Below are 22,689 nucleotides of genomic sequence, written 5' to 3'. Positions count from 1 at the left end.
CTTCAAGCGTTGCGCGTCGGCGCGTCTGCGCGGCCGAGCGTCATGCGATGCACTGGAAAGGGTGGGCGGACTGCAGCGCGGCTTCCTGCGCCAGAATCTGTTCGTTCGGTCGCTCGCGGATGCGCCGCACGGGGCTGCCGACATAAACGCCCCAAGGGGCCAGTTCGCGATTGACCAGGCTTCCCGCGCCCACCGCGCAGCCCTCGCCGACGACGCTGCGCGGCAACAGCACGGCATTGGAACCGACGATCGCGTGGCGGCCGATATGCACGCAATCGCGCGATACCTTGCGAAATTCCGCCGGAATGGTCGGGTTGGTAAGGCCGCCGCCGAGAAAATCGTCCGAACCGGTGACGACGCGCACGCCGGAGGACAATCCGGAAAAATCGCCCATGATCAGCTCGCCCCCGCCGGTGATCGAGCAGAACGAGGCGATATGCACGTGACTGCCGATGACGGTCGGCGCGCGTGCATAGATCAGCACGAAGTCGTCGATGATGACATTGTCGCCGATCGTGATGTATTCGGCGCCGATGATGCGCGCGCCCGAATAGATGCGCACGTTGCGGCCGCATTGGCGAAAGCCGGAAAGGGCGGGATCGAGCAGGCTCATGCGTGCACTCCGCGGGTCAGTTCGCCCATGGCGCTTCCGACGCGCTGCATTTGCGCTTCGCTGATGTCGATGAAGAAGGGCAGGCCGATCAGCCGTTCGGCCAACTCGTGCGCCACGGGCAACGGGCCCGCAGCGAAGGCGGCAAAGGCCGGGTGGCGATCGAGCGTCGGGCAATACCATTGGCGCGTTTCGATGCCGCGCGACAACAGTTCCGGTTGCAGGTCGCGTGCGCGCAAACCTCTCGGCAGCCGGCCGACGAGAATCGGATAGATGCCGTTTTCCGCACGCCGCTGCAGGCGCAGATCGGGACAATGCTCGCGCAGCAGATGTTGATAGCGCGCCTGCACGGCGCGCCGGCGTTCCACCACCACGGGCCATTGATCCAAAGCCGCATGCGCGACGGCGGCGTGATATTCGCTGAGCTTGCCGTTCTCGCCGGCGACGAAAACCTGGCTGCCGCGTTCGAGATCGATGCCGAAATTGCTGAGCCTGCGCACGCGCGCGGCCAGCTCCTGATCGTAGGTCACCACCAGGCCGCCTTCGCCGGCGGCCAGGGCCTTCGTCGCATGCAGACTGAAAACCACATGGCTGCGCTGCCCCACGCGCTGGTTGCCGAACGCGCCCGCGGCATCGATGACCACCGGTATGCCCGTATCGGCGGTGAATGCATCCCAGGCTTCGACGTCCTGCGGATTGCCGAAGGTCGCCACCGGCATCACGGCGGCAACGGGATAGTGCGCGGCATATTCGCGCGCGGTTTCCGGCGTCAGCAACCAGGTCGACGTATCGACGTCGGCGATCAACGGACGATAGCCGGCGCGGATGACGGCGGTGGCCGTGGCAACGAACGTGAGTGCGGGTAGCAGTACGTTGGAGCCCTGCGGAAGTTCCAGCGCGCCCAGCACCAGTTCCAGTCCGGCAGTACCGCTGGTTGCGGTGATGGCCTTGGGTGCGCTGAGTGCCGGCGCAAACGTCGCGGCGAAACGCTGCTCCAATTGCGTGACGAGCGGGCCGAAGTTGGTATACCAGCGATTGGTGTCGATCTGGCGCAGATACGGCAGCAGTGCGTCGGTGTCGGGCAGTTGCGCCACCAGCAGCGGGATTCTCTCCGGCGCAGTCATCGTGCGGCTTCCGGATGCTCCATCGCGCGGGCGATGCACGCACCGACACGATGTGCTCGTTGTCGCGTGGCAGTCGATGGCATCGTGACACTCCTTACTAAGTGGGCGGCGGCGTCAAAAAAGCGAAAAACCAGCGTTGGTGACGGTTTTCCGTCGCGCCAGCGCTCTCCTGGGGAGTAGGTGGCAAGCTTCATGCCAAGGTTTTTTGCGCGTACGGCCGCATCGATGCGGCGACGCTGCGCGCGCGGGAGTGGCGCAGGCTCTTAGAGCACCTAGCAAAATGATTGCTTAGCGTTAAAAGCAAGCCGGGCACTTCACACTCCCTCCCCTGCGTGCAGCAGGGGAGGGCTGGGGTGGGGTGAAGCCTTTATGCGAAGCAAAAGCGTTACCCCGTCCCAACCTCCCCCTGCTTCACAGGGGGAGGGGGCAGCGTGCGGCACTTTTTCATCGTTTTCGGTGAGTGTCGAAGGACTCATCTTGCTAGAAGCTCTTCGAGTGAGACGCGCATCACGTTGACGCATGCGCAAGCCGCGACGACTTGCGCATCAGGCCCTCAAGTAATTCCCGATGGCGCCGAAAAACTACCCGAGGCGGTTACACATCGGTTCTCTGGACCCTCCGCCGGAAAGATCAATTTAGTAACCGGCTTCCGGTTTCCAGGAGACATCCATGTCACTCGTCCTTAATACCAACGTTGCTTCGCTGCAGGCCCAGAACAACCTGACCAAGTCGTCCAGCGAGCTGAGCACTGCCACCGAAGATTTGTCCTCGGGTTTGAAGATCAACACTGCCGCGGACAACGCTGCCGGTTATGCGATCGCCACCCGTTTCCAAACCCAGATCGGCGGCCTGAGCCAGGCTAGCCAGAACGCCAGCGACGCCATCAACCTGGCACAGACCGCAGGTTCGGGCCTGAGCCAGATCACCTCCAACCTGCAGTCGATCCGCGACCTGGCCGTGCAGGCGGCGAACGGTACGTATCAGGCATCCGACCGCTCCGCGATCAACACCTCCGTGCAGCAGTACCTGCAGGAAGTGACCCGCATCGCCAACCAGACCACCTTCAACGGCACCAACGTCCTGAATGGTTCGACCAGCAGCCTGTCGTTCCAGATCGGTGCCAACGTCGGCCAGACCATCGACGTGGCCCTGGGCCAGGGTGCGACGGCCAGCCAGGTGGGCCAGATCTCGGAAGTGTCCACGGCCAGCCTCAGCGGCGACTTCGTCGACGCGTCGGGCAACGCCACCACGCTGAACCTGTCCACGATCTCCATCAGCGGTGCCGGCGGCAACAGCATCACGCTGTCGGGTACGGCCACCAGCGCGCAGGGCGTGGTGGATGCGATCAACGCGGCCGGCCTGACCGGCGTCAGCGCGGCCGTGAACGCCAGCGGCGGCATCAACGTCTACTCCACCGGCACGCTGTCCATCTCGGGCGGTGCCGCGGCGGCGACCTCGGTGGCCGGTAGCGGTTCCACGCTTTCCACCAACGCCACGTACAACGGCGTCAGCGGCGGTACGTATTCGTCTGCCGGTACCTACGCCGCAGGCGATGTGGTCTCGGCCGGCGGTTCGCTGCAGGGTGGCGATGTTTTGACGGTGGACGATGCCAACCAGCTGATTGCCCGCGTCGACGCGGCGCTGACCACGGTCAGCAACTTCGCGAGCACCCTGGGTGCCGTGCAGAACCGCTTCCAGTCGACGATCGCAACGCTGGGTGCACAGCAGACCAACCTGACGTCCTCGCAGGCTTCGATTCAGGACACCGACTTCGCCGCCACCACGGCACAGTTGAGTCAGGCGCAGGTGCTGCAGCAGGCGGGTATCTCGGTGCTGGCGACCGCCAACTCCGAACCGCAGAACATCCTCAAGCTGTTGCAGTAACAGGTACGACCGGCCATGGCGCGATCGCCATGGCCGGGATTTTGCTTTGGGCTCTGGCGGTGCGGTCCGACCGCCAGAAAACCCACGCGAGCCGCAGGCAAAGCTTTCACGTGATGTGTCGGTTTTGCCGGTCGCTTGGTGGATGGCGGCATCGCCGTGCATTCCTACAAATGATTTTGCGAGGCCTTAGATGAGCAGCACCATTTCCAGCGTGGGAACCAGCGCAAGCGCGCTGACCAGCAGCACCACGGGCTCGACTACGACCAGCTCGACCTCGGGCAGCAGCAGCTCATCGAGCGTGGGCAATATCAGCGGCACGGGCCTGCTCAGCTCGCTGGGCCTGGGTTCGGGCCTGGACGTGAACTCGATCATCACCGCGCTGGTGAATGCGCAGGAAGCCGGCCCGCAGGCGCAGATCACCAACCAGACCAACCAGGACAACAACCAGATCGCGGGCCTCACCGCCTTGCAGACTGCGTTGAGCGGCATCCAGTCGGCGCTGTCGGAGCTCACCTCCAGCACGACGTACTCCACTTATAACGCGTCGCTTTCCAATACCTCCCTGGGCACGGTATCCACGCTGCCCGACGCCACCGGCGGCTCCTACAACATCGACGTGACGCAGCTGGCGACGGCGCAAAAGCGCATCAGTCCCGCGCAATCCAGCACGGCGACCGTGGGCAGCGGCACGTTGAACATCACGGTGGGCAGCAACACGCTGAATGTGTCGGTGTCGTCCACCGATACGCTTTCTTCCATCGCCTCGTCGATCAACAACGCCAGCAATAATCCCGGCGTATCGGCGACCGTGGTGTCGGGCGTGAACGGCAATCAGCTGGTGCTGACCTCCACGAGCACCGGCACGGCCAACGGTTTCACGATCACCGCGGGCAGCGGCAGCAGCAGCGGCCTCAGCTCCCTGGCGACGGAACTGAATACGCCCGGCAGCAGCGAGGCCGCCAACGCCGAACTCACCATCGACGGCATCGCCGTTACCAGCGCCTCGAACAACGTCACCGGGGCCCTGACCGGCGTCACGCTCAGCCTGACCTCGACGGGAACCTCGCAGCTCAACGTCACGCAGAGCACCACGCCGATCACCACGGCGGTCAACGACTTCGTCACCGCGTACAACCAGTACGCCAGCACGGTCAACCAGTTGGACAGCTACGACGCTTCGACCGGCGAGGCGGGCGTATTGCTTGGCGATCCGACCCTGGCGGCCCTGCAGACACAGTTGTCGAACGTGCTCGGCTCCACCGTGCACGGCAACAGCATCGGCAATCTCGCCAGCCTGGGGATCACGCGCAATGCCGACGGCACGATGGCGCTCAATTCGCAGACGCTGTCCACCGCACTGACCAACAGCCCTTCGACGGTGCAGAACCTGTTCGACAGCACCAACGGCATCGCCAACCAGTTGAACTCGCTGGTCACCAACTTCAACAGCAGCACGGGCGTGCTGCAGACGCGCATCAACAGCCTCAACACCAACCTCACCAACCAGTCGTCGCAGCAGACGGCGTTGAACGCGCGCATGGCGGTTTATCAGCAGCAGTTGGTGAAGCAATACACCGCGCTGGATACGCTGATGACATCGCTCAACAACACCAGCTCTTACCTCACGCAGTCGCTGGCGGCACTCAACGGCACCAGCAGCAGTAGCAGCAGCAAGGGCTGAGCCAGGGAGACGCGATGAGTTACATGATGCGAAACGGAAGCGCGCTGTATGCCCAGACCCGTGCGCAAGGCAGCGTCGAAGGGGCGGACCGGCACCAATTGCTCGCGATGTTGCTGGACGGCCTGGTCGATCGCATGACGCAGGCGCGCGGGCACATCCTGCACAAGGACATGCCCGCCAAGGGACACGCCTTTTCCAAGGCGATCGGCATTCTCGGCGAATTGCGCGCAAGCCTGGATCACAGCGTCGAACCGACGCTCACCGGTCGCCTGGATGCGCTGTACGACTACATCACCCGTCGTCTGCTGCATGCGCAGCTCAACGACGATTTGCGCGCCCTGGACGAATGCGAGCGGCTGATCGCGCCTATTCGCCAGGCATGGCACGCCATCCGCGAACCCTATCTGGCCGAAATGGCGAAGGGCAAAGTGCAGGCGGCCACGTGATGAACGATCCCGCGCACGAGGGCCTGGAGCGGGCGCTTGAAATCACCGCGCAGATGATCGAGGCGGCGCGGGACGAAAACTGGTCGCATGTGCTGGAACTGGATGCGCGGCGCCAGGCGTATCTCCAGCAGGTACAGGCCGGCGCGGTCGGTCCCCGGCACCGGCAGGCCCTGCTTGCGCTGCAAGTGCACAATCAGACGTTACTGGAGCGCGCCGGCCTTGCGCACCATGCGGTAGAGCAGCAGCTCGGCCAGCACCAGTACAACCATCGCGCCCTGCGGACGTACATCGTTTCGTCGTCGTCGCGCTGATCAACCGAAGATCCATGGAACGCATTCCGACGTGTGGCACGCGCTATAAAGATGGCGTGTATCGCCGCCGGCACTGATCCGTGGCCGGTGCCAGGAGGTTGCAAATGCAAGCTGACGAAAGATGGCAAGAGTTTTCGCAACGGATGGCCTATCAGGGGCATCCGCACCTTGCGGTCGAGGCGTTCGATCCGATCCCCGAAGTCATCGCGCGCCATAACGAGCGCAACGTGCATGTCCTGCGCGCGCTGGCCTCGCTCGATGAGCGCCGTGCCGACAACCCTGGCGACGACGACAGTCCGCTCATGCAGGAATTGCAGAGAATGGACAGCAAAATCAATGTTTTGCTGGATATCGTCGATCGCCTTCTGGTACCCGCGAGCGTGCTGCCGCCACGGCATCCGGTTCGCTTCAATGCCGTAGGCGTGGTGCTGCCGGAAAGCCTGTTGACGCCCGCGGACACCCTGTTGATACGCCTCCACTTCGATGCCTGCAGGGCCTTGCCGCTGGAATTGCCGGCCCGTTTCGGCCGCTCGCTAAACGATGGCAGCGCTTTCGTTTACTTTTGTGAAATGAACGAACTGGTCGAGGATGGGTTGGAACGTTTCGTTTTTTGTCACCACCGCCGAAAAGTGGCAGAGGCCCGCCTTGCGGGCGCGACGGAAAGTGTGCTGGGCAGCAAGCACAGAATGTGATCGCTATCACGCGGCAGAACATCCAAACACGCCGAAATCCCGCCATGCCAGTCCTTGGTACGCGCAAATGGCAGCTCGCGGTGACGCTTAAGGGCACACCATGAACGCAACCTAAGTCCTTGATGTAAACGTATTCTTGCGCGACGCAGCACACGCGGCGACTGTGAATTGGCACAAATTCCGGGAGAGAAATCCGTCACAAAAGTCATGCGGGGACACTTTGGGCAGCAATTTTTTTGGCGTTCTTCTTGCTCACCCTGTCCATGTGTCGCGACGGATACCTGACACGCAGGGGACAACACGCTTGGGATGGGAAACGTGATTGTTCGTCAGTAGTCAGTAGTAACGAAGCAGGACTCGTACTCATGCCAAATAGCAACGTGCTGATCATCGAATCAAACGAAACACGTGCCGACATCGTTGCGTCGGCGATGCAATTCATGGGGTACTTTCCCCAGCGCTGGGAAAAATCACTGCCGTCCGATTCGATCGCGCGCGAATGGCGTGCCGTCTACGTCGGAGGCATCGAAGACCATTCGGCCTGCGAAGCGTTGATGGCATCGATCGATGCGCAGACGAATCAGACATTGGTACTGATCGGCGCGGACTCGCCGCAGCTGGCCCGGATGACCAAGGCCGACTCCGCGTACGCCGCGCAAGTCGAAGTGCTCGATTTTCCGCTGCGCTACGAGCGCCTGGCCGAAGCCGTTCGCCGTTCGCCGCCGCCGCGCATCAACACGTCCGTGCTGCGACTGGTGGGCGGTTCCGCCGCGATGGGTCGCGTCAATGCGTTGATCCGCCAGGTTTCCCCGTTCGATTCCAGCGTGCTGGTGCTGGGCGAATCGGGCACCGGCAAGGAAATGGTGGCGCGCGCCATCCACGACTGCTCGCCGCGTCGCGACAAGCCGTTCGTCGCCATCAATTGCGGCGCGATTCCGGCCGAATTGCTCGAGAGCGAATTGTTCGGCCACGAGAAGGGCGCGTTCACCGGTGCGATCAGCACGCGCAAGGGCCGCTTCGAAATGGCCGAGGGCGGCACGCTGTTCCTCGACGAAATCGGAGACATGAGCCTGCCGATGCAAGTGAAGCTGCTGCGCGTGTTGCAGGAGCGCGTGTACGAGCGCGTCGGCAGCAACCGCACCCAGCGTTGCGACGTGCGCATCATCGCCGCCACGCATCGCAATCTGGAGCAGTCCACCGCCGAAGGCCGCTTCCGCGAAGACCTCTATTACCGCCTGAGCGTGTTCCCGCTGGAAATGCCCGCGCTGCGCGAGCACCTGGAGGACATGCCCGAGCTGATCGCCGAATTCAATCAACGTCTGCAGCGCCGCGGCCTCAGCACCGTGCGCTTCAGCGGCAGCGCGCTGCAGGCACTGCGCCAGCACACCTGGCCGGGCAACGTGCGCGAACTGTCCAACCTGGTCGAACGCCTGGCCATCCTGTATCCGAACAGCGAAGTGCGCGCCGGCGACCTGCCGGAGAAGTACCGCGGCATGCAACCGATCGACGAAGCCAACGGCAGCATCCTGCGCGCGATGCTCGACGGTCAGAACAAGCCGGCGCCGTCGCAGGGCCGCGTCGCGCTCGAGACGGAAATCCTGCTCCCGGAAGGCGGCGTGGATCTTAAAGACCATCTGGCCGACATCGAAGTGGGGCTGATCCGTCAAGCACTCGACATCACCGACGGTGTAGTGGCGCATGCGGCGAAACTTTTGCGCATGCAGCGCACGACGCTGGTGGAAAAGCTGCGCAAATACGGTTTGCAGTCCTGCGCCCGCGCCAACGAGGCGTCGCCGCAGAGTGGCACGGCCGTTGCTTGAAGCACTCCATAACCGATCGAGCGTTGGAAATTCGACATGAGTCAGATTGACGTCAACAGTGTGCTCTCGCAGTTGCGTGCGCTCAGCACGCAGGCATCGGGGACGATGCCCGCCGCATCGCTGCCTTCCTCGTCTGGCAACAAGCCTGCCGTGGATTTCGGCTCGTTGTTCAAGCAGTCGCTCAACGCGGTGGCTTCGCAGCAGAACGAAGCGGAGTCGCAGGTCAATGCATTCGAACGCGGCGATCCGGGTTCGGACATCGTCAAAACCGCCATCGCAGGACAGAAAGCCGATCTCGCGTTTCGTGGCCTGGTGGAAGTGCGCAACAAGCTCACCGACGCCTACACCACGATCATGAACATGCCCGTCTGATCGTTACCTTCGAATCCACTCCCCGCACGACGCCCACAGGTTGAGCAGTTTTCATGGCCGAAAACACTATCGCGCCCAGCAACTCCACGCGCCAGGATCAGCTCAAGAGCATCCTGCGCAATCCGACCACGCGCCTGTTGTTCTTGCTGGTGGGTGTGGCGGGGGCCGTCGCCTTGGGCGTTGCCATCGTGCTGTGGTCGCGTGGACCTAACTTCGCGCTGCTGTATGCGGGACTGGATCCGAAGGATGCCGCAGCGGTCACGCAGGCACTGCAAACCAGCAATACGCCTTATCGCCTGGGCGCCGACGGCGCCTCCATTTCGGTGCCCGCCGATGTGCTGGCCGATACGCGCCTGCGTTTGGCCAGCCAGGGCTTGCCGCAGGGCAGTACCGCGGGCGCCACGGTGCCGCAAAACGATTCGCCGTTCGGCATGAGCGACATGGCCGAAAGCAAGCATTACCAGGACATGCTGGAAACGGACCTGGGCAACACCATCGCGGGCCTGCAGTTCGTGCGCGCGGCGCGCGTGCATCTGGCGTTGCCGAAGCAGTCCGCATTCATTCGCGACAATCGTCCGGCCAGCGCGTCGGTGTTGCTCACCTTGTATCCCGGTCGCCAGCTCGACAGCAGCCAGGTTTCCGCCATCGTGCACCTGGTTTCCGCCAGCGTGCCGGATCTCGATCCCTCGCAGGTATCGGTGGTCGATCAGCAAGGCATGCTGCTCACCGTGTCCGATCCTGACAGTCCCGCCGCGATGGACGATACGCGCATGCGCCTGGCCACGCGCATGGAAAACAGTTATGCGCAGCGCATCGAGGATCTGCTCACGCCGATGATGGGTGCAGGTCGCGTTCGCGCGCAGGTCGATGTGGATCTCGATTTCAGCCAGACGGAAAAAGCCAGCGAGAGCTACGACAGCGCCAACCCGGCTCTGCGCAGCGAACAGACCAGCAGCGACCAGAAGCGCGATGCTCCCGGTGGCGAAGTGGCTGGTGCATTGAGCAACCAGCCGCCGAACACCGTGGCGCAACCCACCGCTGCCAAGCCCAACGCAGGCACCGCACCGAATGCCGCCGCACCCGGCGCGACGGCCGCAAACGCGCAGGCGTCGACGCCGACCGATACCTCGTCGAGCTCGACGCGCAATTATGAACTGGGCCGCACCGTCAGCCACGTCAGCGATCCCGCAGGCCGCCTTGCACGACTGACCGTGGCCGTCGTGGTCGACAACAAACCCGCGCCGGACGGCAAAGGCAAGAGCATTCCGCTCACCACGCAGGAATTGCAGCACCTCACCGATCTCACCAAGAACGCGGTCGGCTTCGATGCACAGCGCGGTGACAGCGTGAGCGTGATCAACGAGGCGTTCTCCGAGACACCCGTCGACAACTCGGCGCCGGTGACCGAATCGTTCTGGCAGCGCCCGGGCATGCTCGATCTGATCAAGCAGGGTGCGGGCATTCTGATCGCGGTGTTGATCGCGTTCGGCTTGCTCAAGCCCATGCTCAAGGGCCTGCTGCGCGGTCCGGAGCCGCTGCATGCGCTGGCCGGTCCGATTCCGAGCGTGTCGGTGCGCATCAACGACGATCCGCGCGACGACCGCGAAGATCAGGTGCGCATCACCTCGCCGCAAATCCAGAACATGGCGTACGAGCAGAAGATCGGTCTCGCGCGCAAGCTCGTGCAGGAAAATCCCAAGCAGGTCGCTCAGGTCGTGATGAATTGGGTGGGCGACGATGGCAGCTGATCATCCGGCCCTCAATGGTGCGCAGCGCGCCGCCATCCTGCTGCTGACACTGGGCGAACAGGATGCGGCCGAAGTGCTGAAGCATCTCAGCGCGCGCGACGTGCAGGCGGTGGGTACCGCCATGGCCACGCTCAGCAACGTGTCGCGCGACCAGGTCGAACTGGTGCTCGGCAAGCTCAACGACGACATCGGCCGGCAGACCGCGCTCGGTGTCGGCACCGAGGAATACATCCGCAAGGTGCTGGTCAACGCGCTCGGCGAAACCAAGGCCGGCAGCCTGATCGACCGCATTCTGCTCGGCCGATCCACCAAGGGCCTCGAATCGCTCAAGTGGATGGAAAGCCGCGCCATTGCCGAGATGATCGGCATGGAACACCCGCAGATCATCGCGCTGGTGCTGGCGCATCTCGAACCCGACCAGGCCGCCGAAGTGATCGGCTACCTGCCGGCGCGCACGCGCAGCGACGCGGTGATGCGCATCGCCAATCTCGACGGCGTGCAGCCGCAGGCGTTGAACGAACTGGACGAGATCATGGAGCGCCAGTTTTCCGGCACGTCGTCCAAGTTGAAATCCGCCACCGTGGGCGGCCTCAAGGCCGCCGCGGACATCCTCAACGCGATGGAAACCACGCGCGAGCAGGAACTCATGAGCGCGATCCGCAACCAGGACGCCGGCCTCGGCGGCAAGATCGAAGAACTGATGTTCGTTTTCGAAGACCTGGCCGACATCGACGACCGCAGCATGCAGACGCTGCTGCGCGAAGTGCCGTCGGCGCGCCTGATCGTGGCATTGAAGGGTTCGGAGCCCGCGGTGCGCGAAAAGATTTTCGCCAACATGTCCAAGCGCGCGGCCGACATGCTGCGCGACGACCTGGAAGTGAAAGGCCCCGTCAAGCTCAGCGAAGTGGATGCCGCGCAGAAAGAAGTGCTCGGCATCGCGCGCAAGCTGGCCGATGCCGGCCAGATCAGTCTTACCGCCAACGGCGATGAGTTCGTCTGATGGTCGGCGCTACCTTCCTGCCTCGCGCTGCAACTCCCTCTCCCCTTTGGGGAGAGGGCTGGGGTGAGGGGGCAATCTCGCGAAACGCTTCTTTGTTGCCACACGAGCAACTCAAGAGCCACAGCGCCGCCACGATGGAACTTGATGCAAGCGTGGCCCCTCACCCCAACCCTCTCCCCAAAGGGGAGAGGGAGTCAGAGCGTGGGGTGCGTTGATGGTCGGTGTACTCAGCCGCGACAAGATTTCCGGATTCGATCGGTGGGAACCGCCCACGATGGGCGAGCCGGCGACGCGGGCGGCCGAACCCGAAGCGGCCCCCGGCCCAACCGTCTACGAACTGGAAGAGATCGAACGGCAAGCACGCGAAGAAGGTTACGCGGCAGGTGTCGCGGAAGGTCGCGCGGCCGCCAAGCAACAATTGGATGAGCGACTGGCGCGGCTGGATGCGATCTGCACCGCCGCCGCGCGTCCGCTGACAAGCTTCGACGACGCCACCGAACGCGAACTGGCATTGCTTGCGACCGTGATTGCACAACGTGTCGTCGGCCGTGAACTTCAGCTCGATCCCTCGCTGATCGCCATCGCCGTGCGCGAAGCCGCCGCCGCGTTGCCCGCCGCCACGCGCGATGTGCGTGTGTGGGTGAATCCTCACGACATGGATCTGCTGCGCGAACTGGGCGCCGGCGAACCGCACTGGCGCTTCGGCGCCGATCCCGCGCTCAAGCGCGGCGACTGCGTGCTCGAAAGCGAACGTTCGCGACTGGATGCGCGCGTCAGCACACGACTTGCCGCCGTGGTCGATGCCGTGCTCGGCGACGATCTGGACGATGGCGAAGCCGAGGTCGCCCCATGAATGCCGAAAGCGCGCTGCAGGTGCGTCGCGAACGCTGGCGACAGCAGCTGACGCGCCGCGCGCAGCGTGCGCATGCTGCGCAAGTGCTGACGGCGGAAGGTCGTCTGCGCCGCGTCGTGGGACTGACGCTCGAAGCGGAAGGCTGCGAAGCGCCGCTCGGCTCGCGTTGCCTCGTTGATGCCGCCGACGGCATCGAACTGGATACGGAAGTTGTCGGATTCGCCGACGAACGCCTGCTGCTGATGCCTGTCACCGAGATGCACGGCGTGTTGCCGAATGCGCGCGTGCGTCCTTGCGCACGCGTCGGCGGTTTGCCGGTAGGCGAATCGCTGCTGGGTCGCGTCATCGGCGCGGATGGCGTACCGCTGGATGGCGAAGGTCCGCTGCGTGCGGAAGGCCACGCCACGCTCAAGCGCGAGCCGATCAATCCGATGGCGCGCAAACCCATCGATACGCCGCTCGATACCGGCGTATGCGCCATCAACGCGTTGCTGACGGTAGGACGCGGCCAGCGTCTGGGTTTGTTCGCCGGCTCCGGCGTCGGCAAATCGACCTTGCTCGGCATGATGACGCGCTACACCGATGCCGACGTGGTGGTCGTGGGCCTGATCGGCGAACGCGGCCGCGAAGTGAAGGAATTCGTCGAGCAGACGCTCGGCCACGAAGGGCGCGAACGCGCCGTGATCGTGGCCGCGCCTGCCGATGCGCCGCCGCTGAAGCGCCTGCGTGGCGCGCAGTACGCCACGGCGATTGCCGAGTGGTTTCGCGATCGCGGCCAGCGCGTGCTGTTGTTGATGGATTCGCTCACGCGTTACGCCCAGGCGCAACGCGAAATCGCGCTCGCCATCGGCGAGCCGCCCGCGACCAAGGGTTATCCGCCGTCGGTGTTCGCCTTGCTGCCCGCATTGGTCGAGCGTGCCGGCAACGATGCCGAAGGCCGCGGTTCGATCACCGCGTTCTATACCGTGCTCACCGAAGGCGACGACTATCGCCACGACCCGATCGCCGATGCGGCGCGTGCCATTCTGGACGGCCATATCGTGCTGTCGCGCGACCTCGCCGAAGCCGGCCACTATCCCGCCATCGACATCGAAGCCTCGATCAGCCGCGTGATGCCGGCGGTCGTATCGAAAGAACAGATGCGCGCCGCGCAGCGTTTTCGCCAGGTCTATTCCGCGTATCGCCAGCGCCAGGATCTGATCGCGGTGGGTGCCTACCAGAAAGGTTCCGATGTCCAGGTCGACCAGGCCATTGCCATGTGGCCGCGCCTGGTGCGTTTTCTGCAACAGGAAGTCGACGACCCCGTCGAACTGCGCGCCGCGCAGGAGCGATTGGGTGCTCTAGCTGGGGAGATTGCCGCATGACATCGCGTTCGGATCGCTTGCAGCCCGCCGTGGACCAGGCGCAGCGTCGTCAGAAGGATGCGCTGCAGCGCCTGGCCGATCATCAGCAAAAGTTGGCGCATGCCGAACAGCAGCTGGAAGATCTCAGGCGCTACCGGCAGGACTACAGCGTTGCCGCCGGCGGTCTGACGGTGAGCGCGCTGCTCAACCGTCAACAATTTGTCGAACGCATCGACCAGGCCATCGTCCAGCAGGGCCGCACGGTCGAGCGTCTGCAGCGCCATGTGGACAGCGCGCGCGAGCGCTGGCTCCATGCGCATGCCCGCGAAAACGCGCTCGATACCGTGGTTGAGCGGTTTCGCAAGCAGGAACAGCAGCGCGACCAACGGCAGGAACAGGCCGAAGTGGACGAGCGCATGCAGTACCGCCGCCGGAACGTGGGGACGCCATGAACGGCCCTTTTCGCCCTGGCTTGGATCTTGCTGCACAAGCGGGGATTTCCCTCTGCACGAGTGTCGAAGCATGAGCGCCAGCCCATTACCCGCCGTCAACGTGGCCAGCCAGTCCTCGGCTGCCAGCGCGGCGCAGGCGTCGTCTGCGCGAAACAACCAGCGCGGTGGCGATGCCGCCTTCGATTCCCATCTGCAACACGCGCAGCAGCAGGCGTCGACATCCGACGACAACGCTACGCAGGCGGAGCGGAACGGTCAGCAGCAAAACAGCAATCAGAACGGCAACACGCCCACGGGCAACAATCAGGGTGCGCAAACGCAGTCGGCGACCGACGCGAATGCCGGCGCTGCGGGGCAGGGCGGTGCGACGGATGACAGCTCGAATGCCTCGGGCGCCGACACATTGGCAAGCGCGGTACTGAGCCTTATCGACAAGGCCACCGGCGACGCGAGTGGTGCCGCCACAACCGTGACGGCCGCAAAACCTGCCTCGATAGGTTCGACCAAACCCTCCGCCAGCACGGCGCAGCAGGCATCGCATGCATTGCAGGCCGTGGTCGGTGTTCCGCCACTTCCTTCACCTGCCGCTATCGCGGCTCGTGGTGGCAAGGGTGGTGGCGACGGCGAGGCAACGACTTCGCAGATAAGCGGTGTCGCGACGAGTGGCGCTGGTTCCGCATCGGCACAGTCGAGTTTGGCTGTGCAGAAATCATCCGTTGCGGGCACTAATGACGACGACGGCAATGATGCGGGTGGCAGCAGCGCCAATGCCGCGAGCAGTGCTGACAACAGTGCTTCCTCGCAAAATGCCGGCGACGGCACGCAGGCGTTGGCCGGCGCGCTGATTGCAGGCACGCATGTGGCTGCCGATGCGTCAGCGCCGTCGGTGGCCGCGAATGGCCCGACGCAAGGCGCGACGGATCTGTCCGCGTTGCGCGGTGTGTTCGACACCTCCGCCGTGGTGCCGCCCTCCGGCACGAACATCGCGACAGGGCACAGTCTTTCGGTGAATTCACCAGTAGGTTCGTCCAGCTTCGCCAAGGAGCTTGGACAGCAGGTGACCTGGCTGAGCGGACAGGATGTGAAGCAGGCGCAGATTCGCTTGAATCCGCAGGATCTGGGGCCGCTCGACGTGAAGGTCAGCGTGGAGCATGGTCGCGTCGACGTGGTGTTCATGGCGCAGCATCCCGCTGCGGTGGCCGCCGTGCAGCAGGGTTTGGGGCAGCTCAATCAGATGTTGGGTGGTCAGGGGCTTTCACTGGGGCATACGACGGTGGGGCAGCACGGGGCGCAGCAGCAGTCTGGTGGTCAGCCGCAGCAGCAGGCGAGTGGGCAGTCGGCGGACGACTCGGATAACGTGGGGGATGCTTCCGTTGTGTCCAAGGTGGAGCGTGTGGCGGTGGGTCTTCTGGACGCCTTCGCCTAAAAAACGCAACACGTTTCGTTTCTTCACCGTCATCCCGGCGTAGGCCGGGATCCAGTGGCGTCGGGTTTTGTTTTGGCGATATCGCCAGATTGCTCGCCTACGCGGCGGGCGTTTCGACCGCTTGCCGGCGGCCGAGTCACTTTTCTTTGCTTGCCCAAAGAAAAGTAACCCAAAGAAAGGGCAGCCCCGAGTACCCGCTTTGCGGGCTTCGCCCGCAAAGTGCGCGGAGGGATTGCGGGGTTTTTCGACAGGGCCTCCTGCCCTGACGAAAAACTGGCTGGCATCCCTGCCAGCCACCCTTCGGGCTGATCCTCCATCCCTCCGCCGGGTCCAAGGGGCCCCAAGGTCAAGAGCAGAAGCCAGAGCAGCGCGCGTTGCGCGCACTCGATGCCCGCGCGTAGCGCCGGAAGAGCGCGCACGCCGTAGCGCGCGACGTCTTTGCTTCTTGCTCTTTGCTTTGGCTCCTGGGTGTTGCTCTTTTGAAGAGTGCGCGCTGCGCGCGCCCTGGGTCCCCGTAGGCGGTGAGTGAGGTGGGGACGATCAGGCCCGCAGGGGGATCGGCATGGATGCCGATCCCTTTTCGCCAGGGCAGGAAGCCCTGTCGAAAAGCCCGGCCCCAGCTCACGCCTCGGAGGGCGTAGCCCGCAGAGCACCGGCTCCGGGGTGCCCTTCTCTTTGGTTATCTTTCTCTTGGGCAAGCAAGAGAAAGTGACTCGGCCGCCGGCAGGCGGTCGAAACGCCCGCCGCGCAGGCGAGCAACCTGGCGATCGCGCACCAACACAATCACAAGCCAAAGTCACTGGGTCCCGGCTTTCGCCGGGACGACGAGCGTGAGGCGTGCGCACACATGAGAGGACGAAACGCCCGCCGCGCAGGCGAGCAATCTGGCGATAACGCACCAGCACAGCCAAAACCAAAGTCACTGGGTCCCGGCTTTCGCCGGGACGACGGAAATGAAGCGTGCGCACACATGAGCGCGCGAAACGCCCGCCGCGCAGGCGAGCAACCTGGCGTCATGGCGTGAATGACGACTAAGGTCACTGGATTCCGGCCTGCGCCGGAATGACGGTAAGAGGTGCGTGCCGGTCGCCGGAACGACAACGCCGACGGAATCACCACACGAACCAGGCGTCCGCATCCCGACACGCGTCAATAAAACGCCGTCGCGCATAGCACGACACACGGAAAAGCGCGCCGCTATGCCATTCCTGTGCGTGGCACGCCGCTTGCTAAAACTCCTGTAGACCACGCCCGCTCCGCTGGAGCCGAGGCGTCATCACATACACAGGAGTTGGGGTTATTCATGGCTAGCGCCGAAGACATTCAGGACGAAGTTTCCACCGTCGCCAAGAAGCGTAGCAATCGCATGCCGTTGATCATCGGCGTGGTTGTGCTGCTGTTGCTCGGCGCCGGCGGCTACATGGTGATGGGACAGCACACCCAGAAGGCGACGGCCGATGCGGCGGCGCCCAAGGCGCCGGAATTGTTCGTGCCGCTGGATCCGGCCTTCGTCGTCAATTTCCAGGACCAGGATTCCACGCGCTATCTGCAAGTGGGCGTGACGGTCATGACGCACGATCCCGCCGCGGTGCAGGCCGTGAAAGACAGCGATCCGGTCATCCGCAATGCGCTGGTGATGCTGTTCAGCAGCCAGACCTACGCCGGGCTCAGCGATACCGCCGGGAAGGTCAAGCTGCAGACCCAGGCATTGCAGGCCGTGCGCAAGGTCGTGTCCGACAAGATCGGCAAGCCGGATGTCGACGCCTTGTACTTCACCAGTTTCGTGATGCAGTGACGGGGACTCCGCGATGAGCGATCTGCTTTCACAGGAAGAAATCGACGCCCTGCTCAACGGCGTGGATGGCGGCAAGATCGAAACCGAAAGCGACGTGCCGCCGCCGCCGGGCACGGTGCTCGATTTCGATTTCACGCAGCAGGACCGCATCGTGCGCGGCCGCCTGCCGACGCTGGAAATGATCAACGACCGCTTCGCGCGCTTCTTTCGCACCGCCTTGTTCGGCGTGCTGCGCAAGACCTGCGAAGTGTCGGTGCTCGGCGTGAAAATGGTGAAGTTCAGCGAGTACGTGCATGGGCTGGCGGTGCCGAGCAATCTCAACCTGATTCGCGTCAAGCCGCTGCGCGGCACGGCGCTTGCGGTGATGGAGCCGCGCCTGGTCTTCACCGTCATCGACAATTTCTTCGGCGGGGACGGGCGCTATCACGCGCGCATCGAGGGCCGCGACTTCACGCCCACCGAGAACCGCGTGATCCAGATCCTGCTGCATGAGGTGTTCGGCGCCATGGTCGAAGCCTGGGCGCCGGCGATGCAGGTGCAGTTCGAATTCCTCAATTCCGAAATCAATCCGCAGTTCGCCAACATCGTCAGTCCGACCGAAACGGTGGTGGTGTCGCGCTTCCACGTGGAGCTCGACGGCGGCGGCGGCGAAGTGCACCTCACCCTGCCTTATTCGATGGTCGAGCCGATCCGCACCATGCTCGACGCGGGCGTGCAGAGCGACCGCATGGGCGAACGCGACGAGCGCTGGATCCATTGCCTGCACGACGAAGTGATGGACGCCGAAGTGGAGCTCAGCTCGCTGTTGCTGGAAACGCAGATCAATATCGGCGACTTCCTCGGCCTGCGCGTCGGCGACGTCATTCCCGTCAGCCTGCCCGACGTCACCACGATTTTCGCGGAAGACGTGCCGATCTTCCGCGGTCACTACGGCCAGTCCAACGGCCGCTATGCCGTTCGCTACAAAGTCGCGGCCGGCCGCCGCGCACCGCTTCCCACCCTCGACTTCACACCAGAAAAAATCGTATGAACCAGAGCAACGATTCCGCAAACGTCCTCAACGGCTCCGCAAAAAAAGGCGATAGCCCACTCGAGTTCGACAACCTGGATGCAGCGGGTGGCGAGAACGCCGATGTCAGCCTCGACATGATTCTCGATGTCCCGGTGACGCTGGCGATGGAAGTCGGCCGCACCCGCATCAGCATCCGCAACCTGCTGCAGCTCAACCAGGGCTCGGTGGTGGAGCTCGACCGCGCAGCCGGCGAACCGCTCGACGTCTTCGTCAACGGCACGCTGGTGGCGCATGGCGAAGTGGTCGTCATCAACGAAAAGTTCGGTATTCGCCTGACCGACGTGATCAGTCCGGCCGAGCGCGTGCGGAAGCTGCGATGAGCCTTGTTCTGTCCGCGCTGGCGCGCGCGCCGATGGCGAGCGTGCCCGATGTCAACGTGACCGGCGAATTGATCCGGGTGCTGTTGAGCCTGGGCGGCATCGTGGCGCTGATCTTTGCCGCGGGCTGGCTGACGAAGCGTCTGCAATCGCGCCAGCTCATCGGCGGACGCCGCCTGCGTTGCGTCGAGTCGATGTCGATCAGCGCACGCGAGCGCGTGCTGCTGATCGAAGCCGACGGCAAGCGCCTGCTGGTGGGCGTAGGGGCGGGTGGCGTGCGCGCCCTGCATGTTTACGAAGGTACCGTGTCCGCCGAAGAACCGCAGGCGCCCGTCGTGCCGCCGTTCGCGGAGTTGCTCGGCCGCTGGAGACGCAACGGATGAAGACGTTTCTGCGCCGGTTGTTTCCGTTGTTCCTGATGTTGTTCGTGTCGTTCGGCGCGCATGCGGCGACGACGACGTCGACAACAACGACAAGTTCTTCCAATGCGATTGCACCGATCGCACCTCTGTCCTCATCGTCCGCCGGCATTCCGGTGCTGACGGTGCAGAACGCGGGCGCCGGTCAGAACTGGAGCCTGTCGCTGCAGGTGGTGGCACTGATGACAGTGCTCACCATGTTGCCCGCGGTGCTGCTGATGATGACCTCGTTCACCCGCATCATCATCGTGCTGAGCTTTCTGCGCCAGGCTTTGGCCACGCAGTCCACGCCGCCCAACCAGGTGCTGCTGGGACTGGCCCTGTTCCTGACCATGTTCGTGATGTCGCCCGTGATCAGCCGCTCGTATCAGGACGGCGTCAAGCCGTACATGGATCATCAGATGAGCGCGGAGCAGGCGTTGCCTGCCGCCAGCGCGCCGTTCAAGCACTTCATGCTGGACCAGACGCGCGATTCCGATCTGCAGCTTTTCACGCATCTGGCCAAAGAGCAGCCCTATGCGAGCAAGGACGACGTGCCGTTCCGCGTGGCGATGCCCGCGTTTGTGACGAGCGAACTGAAGACCGCGTTCCAGATGGGCTTCCTGCTGTTCATTCCGTTCCTGGTGATCGACATCGTGGTGGCGAGCGTGCTGATGTCGATGGGCATGGCGATGGTGTCGCCGATGATCATCTCCTTGCCGTTCAAGATCATGCTGTTCGTGATGGTCGACGGTTGGTCGCTGCTGATCGGCACGCTGGCGGGGAGCTTTTACACATGACTCGCCGTGACGTCTCCAATCACTTCACGACTCCCTTTTACCTCACCGTCATCCCGGCGCAGGCCGGGATCCAGTGTCAGCACGGCATGGACTTGCCGCAAAAATTGAATCGCTTCCGACACTGGATTCCGGCCTGCGCCGAGGCGCTTTACAACGGCGGAGCCGGTCAATGACGAGCAAAAGCAGGAGCCGCGCATGACGCCGGAATGGGTCATCAACTTCGGCCAGCACGCGCTGTACGTGGCGATGCTGGTGGCCGCGCCGATGTTGCTGACGGGGCTGTTGGTGGGCCTGCTGGTGGGCATCATCCAGGCCGCCACGCAGATTCACGAAATGACGCTGAGCTTCATTCCCAAGCTGCTGGCGATGGCCGTGGTGGGGTTGCTGCTCGGACCGTGGATGCTGCACACGCTGATGCAGTTCACGCACGACATCATTGTCGGCCTGCCGGGGGCCATCAAGTGACGATCGAGATGTCGACGCTGATCTACTGGCTGTCCGGCATGCTCTGGGCGCTGGGTCGCGTCGGCGGCTTCTGCATGGTGGCGCCGATCTTCAGCGCGATGGTGATGCCTGCGCGCATTCGCGTGGCGATCATGGTGCTGCTCACCATGGTGCTCGCGCCGCTGGCGCCGACGCAGATGGATCTGTTCAGTGCGACCGGCGCCGCCACCATGGTGGCGCAGGTACTGATCGGCGGCAGCATCGGTTTCGTGCTGCAGCTGATTTTCCAGGCGGCCTCTTATGGCGGCATCCTGATCGGCCAAAGCATGGGCCTGGGATTTGCCGAACTGGTCGACCCGACCACCAACACCAGCGTGCCGGTGCTGGGCCAGTTCTATCTGGTGATGGTGAGCCTGCTGTTCCTGGCGATGGACGGTCATCTGCAGGTGATCTCGCTGTTCGCCGACAGTTTTCGCAGCTTGCCGCCCGGCGCGACGGGCCTCGACGAAAAATCGCTGTTCGCCGTCGTGGCGGCGGGCGGCAACTTGTTCTCCGGCGCCTTGCGCGTGGCGCTGCCCGCGATGACGGCCTTGTTGTTGGTGAATATCGGCTTTGCGGCCACCAGCCGCGCGTCGCCGTCGATGAATCTGTTTGCGGTCGGATTTCCGATCAGCATCTGCCTGGGCTTCATTGCGCTATGGATGGCGATGCGCGGATTTGCGAGCGCATACAGCGCGTTGCAGTCCGTGGGTTGGGGTTTGATGCAGCATTTGGCGGGGTTTTGATATGCGCAGCCACGTCTTCCTCATTGCGCGGCCTCTGACTCCTCCCCCTGCTTGCAGGGGGAGGCTGGGAGGGAGTAGCGCTCTTGTCTCTCGTGGCGGGTTTCACCCCACCCCAACCCTCCCCTGCTGCACGCAGGGGAGGGGGCGTGTCTCGGAGGGTTGAGGCATGGCTGATACGGAGAATGAAGACCGCACCGAACAAGCGTCGGAAAAACGCTTGCAGGAAGCGCGCGAAAAAGGCGAAATCCCGCGCTCGCGCGATCTTTCCGGCGCGATGGTGGTGCTGGCCGGCGCAAGCGTGCTGATGTCCGGCAGCGCGACGATGTACGGGCACATGCGCAACATCTACGCGATGGGCATGAATTATTCGCGCGATGCCTTGTTCAGCGATCACCTGATGACGCGCGTGCTGAGCGGGGTGATGCGCGAAATGCTCGCGCTGCTGACGCCGGTCTTCGCCGCGACGATGGTGGCCGCGGTGGGTTCGTCGGTGCTGATCGGCGGACTCAATTTCAGCACGCAATCGCTTGTGCCCAACTTCGGGCGGCTCGATCCGATCGCGGGCTTCGGCCGGGTGTTCTCGCTCAATGGCCTGATCGAGCTTGCCAAGTCGCTGCTCAAGGTCGTCTTCATCGGCGTGGCGCTGGTGCTGTTGTTGCGTCACGACGAATCCGCCGTGATGACGACCGGTACCGGTTCGGTGAACAGCGGCATCGGCGAGGCGCTTTCGATGATCGCGCACGCGGCCTTGCTGTTCGCCGTGGTGCTGGGCGTGATCGGCGGCATCGATGCGATCTGGCAGCGCTTCGACTACGGGCGCCGTCACCGCATGTCCAAGCAGGAAGTGAAGGACGAGCACAAGGACACCGAAGGCAATCCGCAGCTCAAGGGACGCATCCGCCAGATGCAGCACCAGCTGGCGCGCCGCCGCATGATCCAGGAAGTGCCCAAGGCGGACGTGATCGTGGTGAACCCCACGCACTTCGCCGTCGCCTTGCGTTACGACGATGCGCGCATGCGCGCGCCGCGCGTGGTCGCCAAGGGCGTGGACGTGCTCGCGCAGCAGATCCGCCTGGTCGCCGCCGCGCACAACATTCCGCTGGTCGAGGCGCCGCCGCTGGCGCGCGCGTTGTACGCCACCACCGAGCTCGGCCATGAAATTCCGGCCGCGCTGTACGTGGCGGTCGCGCAGATCCTCGCCTACGTCTATCAGCTCAAACAGGCCGTCGAACGCGGCGGTCCTGCTCCCACGGTACCCAGGCCCGATGTCGATCCGGAGCTGCAGGGCCGTTACCGCGAACCGTAAGTGAATCAAG

General features: G+C 63.8%; 24 protein-coding genes. 22 read left to right on the top strand and 2 right to left on the bottom strand.

Features of this window, described 5'->3' with window-relative positions:
- Window positions 1-40: 40 nt before the first annotated feature.
- Window positions 41-613: an acyltransferase gene (locus tag DWU99_RS15685; RefSeq protein WP_115479017.1), complete on the bottom strand. Its 573-nt coding sequence runs from the start codon at window positions 611-613 to the stop codon at window positions 41-43.
- Entirely contained in the window at window positions 610-1,734 is a 1,125-nt protein-coding gene (locus tag DWU99_RS15680; protein ID WP_115479016.1) for a DegT/DnrJ/EryC1/StrS family aminotransferase, read from the bottom strand. Before DWU99_RS15680 ends, DWU99_RS15685 begins: the two co-directional genes overlap by 4 nt.
- 669 nt (window positions 1,735-2,403) lie before the next feature.
- Here DWU99_RS15680 and DWU99_RS15675 point away from each other — a divergent pair.
- From DWU99_RS15675 to flhB, 22 genes are all read left to right on the top strand, one after another.
- On the top strand, window positions 2,404-3,618 hold the full coding sequence (locus tag DWU99_RS15675) for a flagellin N-terminal helical domain-containing protein (protein WP_115479015.1): 1,215 nt from the start codon (window positions 2,404-2,406) through the stop codon (window positions 3,616-3,618).
- A gap of 190 nt (window positions 3,619-3,808) precedes the next feature.
- On the top strand, window positions 3,809-5,299 hold the full coding sequence (gene fliD / locus DWU99_RS15670) for a flagellar filament capping protein FliD (protein WP_115479014.1): 1,491 nt from the start codon (window positions 3,809-3,811) through the stop codon (window positions 5,297-5,299).
- A 14-nt stretch (window positions 5,300-5,313) separates the two neighbouring features.
- Window positions 5,314-5,745, top strand: coding sequence for a flagellar export chaperone FliS (gene fliS / locus DWU99_RS15665; RefSeq protein ID WP_115479013.1), 432 nt, complete (start codon window positions 5,314-5,316; stop codon window positions 5,743-5,745).
- Window positions 5,745-6,056, top strand: a complete 312-nt coding sequence (gene fliT, locus DWU99_RS15660) for a flagellar protein FliT (protein WP_115479012.1) — start codon at window positions 5,745-5,747, stop codon at window positions 6,054-6,056. Before fliS ends, fliT begins: the two co-directional genes overlap by 1 nt.
- 80 nt (window positions 6,057-6,136) lie before the next feature.
- Window positions 6,137-6,748 carry a PilZ domain-containing protein gene (locus tag DWU99_RS15655; RefSeq protein ID WP_147292943.1) on the top strand — a complete coding sequence of 204 codons (612 nt, stop codon included), beginning with the start codon at window positions 6,137-6,139 and terminating at the stop codon, window positions 6,746-6,748.
- A 365-nt stretch (window positions 6,749-7,113) separates the two neighbouring features.
- Complete coding sequence (locus DWU99_RS15650; protein WP_115479010.1) at window positions 7,114-8,568, top strand: sigma-54 dependent transcriptional regulator; 1,455 nt, start codon at window positions 7,114-7,116, stop codon at window positions 8,566-8,568.
- A gap of 36 nt (window positions 8,569-8,604) precedes the next feature.
- Window positions 8,605-8,940, top strand: a complete 336-nt coding sequence (gene fliE / locus DWU99_RS15645) for a flagellar hook-basal body complex protein FliE (RefSeq protein WP_115479009.1) — start codon at window positions 8,605-8,607, stop codon at window positions 8,938-8,940.
- 53 nt (window positions 8,941-8,993) lie between these two features.
- Window positions 8,994-10,688 carry a flagellar basal-body MS-ring/collar protein FliF gene (gene fliF / locus DWU99_RS15640; protein WP_115479008.1) on the top strand — a complete coding sequence of 565 codons (1,695 nt, stop codon included), beginning with the start codon at window positions 8,994-8,996 and terminating at the stop codon, window positions 10,686-10,688.
- Window positions 10,678-11,688 (top strand): flagellar motor switch protein FliG, encoded by a 1,011-nt coding sequence (gene fliG / locus DWU99_RS15635; protein ID WP_115479007.1) that lies wholly within the window; start codon window positions 10,678-10,680, stop codon window positions 11,686-11,688. The genes fliF and fliG overlap by 11 nt, the downstream gene beginning before the upstream one ends.
- 214 nt (window positions 11,689-11,902) lie before the next feature.
- Complete coding sequence (locus tag DWU99_RS15630) at window positions 11,903-12,541, top strand: FliH/SctL family protein (protein ID WP_115479006.1); 639 nt, start codon at window positions 11,903-11,905, stop codon at window positions 12,539-12,541.
- Window positions 12,538-13,905, top strand: coding sequence for a flagellar protein export ATPase FliI (fliI, locus tag DWU99_RS15625; RefSeq protein ID WP_115479005.1), 1,368 nt, complete (start codon window positions 12,538-12,540; stop codon window positions 13,903-13,905). The genes DWU99_RS15630 and fliI overlap by 4 nt, the downstream gene beginning before the upstream one ends.
- Entirely contained in the window at window positions 13,902-14,336 is a 435-nt protein-coding gene (fliJ, locus tag DWU99_RS15620; RefSeq protein WP_115479004.1) for a flagellar export protein FliJ, read from the top strand. Before fliI ends, fliJ begins: the two co-directional genes overlap by 4 nt.
- Window positions 14,337-14,406: 70 nt before the next feature.
- The gene (locus tag DWU99_RS15615; RefSeq protein WP_158543313.1) at window positions 14,407-15,762 is read left to right on the top strand and encodes a flagellar hook-length control protein FliK; all 1,356 of its coding nucleotides are present in this window, start codon (window positions 14,407-14,409) and stop codon (window positions 15,760-15,762) included.
- Between the two features lie 1,303 nt (window positions 15,763-17,065).
- Window positions 17,066-17,557, top strand: coding sequence for a flagellar basal body-associated FliL family protein (locus DWU99_RS15610; protein WP_115479002.1), 492 nt, complete (start codon window positions 17,066-17,068; stop codon window positions 17,555-17,557).
- Window positions 17,558-17,570: 13 nt separating this feature from the next.
- Window positions 17,571-18,587 carry a flagellar motor switch protein FliM gene (gene fliM / locus DWU99_RS15605; RefSeq protein WP_115479001.1) on the top strand — a complete coding sequence of 339 codons (1,017 nt, stop codon included), beginning with the start codon at window positions 17,571-17,573 and terminating at the stop codon, window positions 18,585-18,587.
- The gene (gene fliN / locus DWU99_RS15600) at window positions 18,584-18,949 is read left to right on the top strand and encodes a flagellar motor switch protein FliN (RefSeq protein WP_115479000.1); all 366 of its coding nucleotides are present in this window, start codon (window positions 18,584-18,586) and stop codon (window positions 18,947-18,949) included. The genes fliM and fliN overlap by 4 nt, the downstream gene beginning before the upstream one ends.
- Window positions 18,946-19,329 (top strand): flagellar biosynthetic protein FliO, encoded by a 384-nt coding sequence (gene fliO, locus DWU99_RS15595; protein ID WP_115478999.1) that lies wholly within the window; start codon window positions 18,946-18,948, stop codon window positions 19,327-19,329. The genes fliN and fliO overlap by 4 nt, the downstream gene beginning before the upstream one ends.
- Window positions 19,326-20,144 (top strand): flagellar type III secretion system pore protein FliP, encoded by an 819-nt coding sequence (gene fliP / locus DWU99_RS15590; RefSeq protein WP_267897532.1) that lies wholly within the window; start codon window positions 19,326-19,328, stop codon window positions 20,142-20,144. Before fliO ends, fliP begins: the two co-directional genes overlap by 4 nt.
- On the top strand, window positions 20,141-20,317 hold the full coding sequence (locus DWU99_RS21020; RefSeq protein ID WP_158543312.1) for a hypothetical protein: 177 nt from the start codon (window positions 20,141-20,143) through the stop codon (window positions 20,315-20,317). The genes fliP and DWU99_RS21020 overlap by 4 nt, the downstream gene beginning before the upstream one ends.
- A 22-nt stretch (window positions 20,318-20,339) precedes the next feature.
- Window positions 20,340-20,609, top strand: a complete 270-nt coding sequence (gene fliQ / locus DWU99_RS15585) for a flagellar biosynthesis protein FliQ (protein ID WP_115478998.1) — start codon at window positions 20,340-20,342, stop codon at window positions 20,607-20,609.
- Window positions 20,606-21,373 (top strand): flagellar biosynthetic protein FliR, encoded by a 768-nt coding sequence (fliR, locus tag DWU99_RS15580; protein WP_233511170.1) that lies wholly within the window; start codon window positions 20,606-20,608, stop codon window positions 21,371-21,373. The genes fliQ and fliR overlap by 4 nt, the downstream gene beginning before the upstream one ends.
- A 166-nt stretch (window positions 21,374-21,539) precedes the next feature.
- On the top strand, window positions 21,540-22,679 hold the full coding sequence (gene flhB, locus DWU99_RS15575) for a flagellar biosynthesis protein FlhB (RefSeq protein WP_115478997.1): 1,140 nt from the start codon (window positions 21,540-21,542) through the stop codon (window positions 22,677-22,679).
- The last annotated feature ends 10 nt before the right edge of the window (window positions 22,680-22,689 follow it).

It is taken from the genome of Dyella psychrodurans (genome assembly GCF_003363265.1).
Lineage (GTDB): Bacteria > Pseudomonadota > Gammaproteobacteria > Xanthomonadales > Rhodanobacteraceae > Dyella_B > Dyella_B psychrodurans.
This window is presented reverse-complemented; position numbering and strand designations above follow the sequence as displayed.

Excerpts from the sequence above, each read along its gene's own strand:
- DWU99_RS15675 (WP_115479015.1), top strand. The coding sequence starts at position 2,404 with ATGTCACTCGTCCTTAATACCAACGTTGCTTCGCTGCAGGCCCAGAAC.
- DWU99_RS15610 (WP_115479002.1), top strand. The coding sequence starts at position 17,066 with ATGGCTAGCGCCGAAGACATTCAGGACGAAGTTTCCACCGTCGCCAAG.
- fliI (WP_115479005.1), top strand. The coding sequence starts at position 12,538 with ATGAATGCCGAAAGCGCGCTGCAGGTGCGTCGCGAACGCTGGCGACAG.
- fliG (WP_115479007.1), top strand. The coding sequence starts at position 10,678 with ATGGCAGCTGATCATCCGGCCCTCAATGGTGCGCAGCGCGCCGCCATC.
- fliM (WP_115479001.1), top strand. The coding sequence starts at position 17,571 with ATGAGCGATCTGCTTTCACAGGAAGAAATCGACGCCCTGCTCAACGGC.
- fliE (WP_115479009.1), top strand. The coding sequence starts at position 8,605 with ATGAGTCAGATTGACGTCAACAGTGTGCTCTCGCAGTTGCGTGCGCTC.
- fliT (WP_115479012.1), top strand. The coding sequence starts at position 5,745 with ATGAACGATCCCGCGCACGAGGGCCTGGAGCGGGCGCTTGAAATCACC.
- fliS (WP_115479013.1), top strand. The coding sequence starts at position 5,314 with ATGAGTTACATGATGCGAAACGGAAGCGCGCTGTATGCCCAGACCCGT.
- fliN (WP_115479000.1), top strand. The coding sequence starts at position 18,584 with ATGAACCAGAGCAACGATTCCGCAAACGTCCTCAACGGCTCCGCAAAA.
- fliO (WP_115478999.1), top strand. The coding sequence starts at position 18,946 with ATGAGCCTTGTTCTGTCCGCGCTGGCGCGCGCGCCGATGGCGAGCGTG.
- fliD (WP_115479014.1), top strand. The coding sequence starts at position 3,809 with ATGAGCAGCACCATTTCCAGCGTGGGAACCAGCGCAAGCGCGCTGACC.
- fliF (WP_115479008.1), top strand. The coding sequence starts at position 8,994 with ATGGCCGAAAACACTATCGCGCCCAGCAACTCCACGCGCCAGGATCAG.
- DWU99_RS15685 (WP_115479017.1), bottom strand. The coding sequence starts at position 613 with ATGAGCCTGCTCGATCCCGCCCTTTCCGGCTTTCGCCAATGCGGCCGC.
- DWU99_RS15615 (WP_158543313.1), top strand. The coding sequence starts at position 14,407 with ATGAGCGCCAGCCCATTACCCGCCGTCAACGTGGCCAGCCAGTCCTCG.
- DWU99_RS15630 (WP_115479006.1), top strand. The coding sequence starts at position 11,903 with ATGGTCGGTGTACTCAGCCGCGACAAGATTTCCGGATTCGATCGGTGG.
- DWU99_RS15650 (WP_115479010.1), top strand. The coding sequence starts at position 7,114 with ATGCCAAATAGCAACGTGCTGATCATCGAATCAAACGAAACACGTGCC.
- fliQ (WP_115478998.1), top strand. The coding sequence starts at position 20,340 with ATGACGCCGGAATGGGTCATCAACTTCGGCCAGCACGCGCTGTACGTG.
- flhB (WP_115478997.1), top strand. The coding sequence starts at position 21,540 with ATGGCTGATACGGAGAATGAAGACCGCACCGAACAAGCGTCGGAAAAA.
- fliP (WP_267897532.1), top strand. The coding sequence starts at position 19,326 with ATGAAGACGTTTCTGCGCCGGTTGTTTCCGTTGTTCCTGATGTTGTTC.
- DWU99_RS15680 (WP_115479016.1), bottom strand. The coding sequence starts at position 1,734 with ATGACTGCGCCGGAGAGAATCCCGCTGCTGGTGGCGCAACTGCCCGAC.
- DWU99_RS21020 (WP_158543312.1), top strand. The coding sequence starts at position 20,141 with ATGACTCGCCGTGACGTCTCCAATCACTTCACGACTCCCTTTTACCTC.
- fliJ (WP_115479004.1), top strand. The coding sequence starts at position 13,902 with ATGACATCGCGTTCGGATCGCTTGCAGCCCGCCGTGGACCAGGCGCAG.